Annotated in this window: 1 pseudogene; it reads right to left on the bottom strand. The window is 48.0% G+C overall.

Features of this window, described 5'->3' with window-relative positions:
• Positions 1-689: pseudogene (locus M0413_RS22720) on the bottom strand (IS4-like element ISSba6 family transposase); the annotation flags it as partial.

Genomic DNA, 689 nt, shown 5'->3' with positions numbered 1-689 from the left:
AACTTGTTTTTGCTCATTTTAAGGACTCGTGGATATGCCCTTTCCCGTTTACCATCCAGCTTAAATTGCCGTGCATTTCGTTCTATATCCAATACGTCTCTCGGGACATTCCCCGGTGTTTGTGATGACAGTTGTGTCAACTTGAAGATGATATAACTCGCCGCATCCCGAAAACTCAGTTGATTGGGATGGACCGATGGCAAGCTTTTAGCCATCAGCAACATCTTATATCTAATGAGATTATAGGCCAGTAGCACGCCCCATAACTCTTGAGTCACCAGCTCCGGTAGTTGACTGCGAAGCGTAAAACGGCTCTCCAGTAGATGTTGTTTCATCTCTCTATAGCCCAGTTCGATTTCCCATCGATGGGCATATAAGTCGACGATGTCTTCGCTGGGGTAACGCATCGGGTCTGTCAACGAGGTCAAAATGGCGACTGACTTACCTTTCACTGTCTTAGTCAATAAACGCGCTTCAAGAGTTTCAGGGAGCTGCGGCCATTTCTTTCTGGCTTGAGGTGTCGTGGTGAGTTTCACCCTCTGGTCATGCTTTCCTAGCGTTCGCACCACCTCATATTGAGTGCCTTTCTTCAATGGCAACAACCAGTGGCTATCAGGTTGCGCTTGCTGCCAAGCGTGCAGCAGGCCGAGCGAGTAAAATCCTCGGTCAAATAGGGTTAGGCTGTGATT

Origin of the sequence: Shewanella sp. 8A, from assembly GCF_023475945.1 — a bacterium.
Lineage (GTDB): Bacteria > Pseudomonadota > Gammaproteobacteria > Enterobacterales > Shewanellaceae > Shewanella > Shewanella xiamenensis.
The sequence above is the reverse complement of the archived record's forward strand: the minus strand, read 5'-3'. Positions and strand labels throughout refer to the sequence as shown.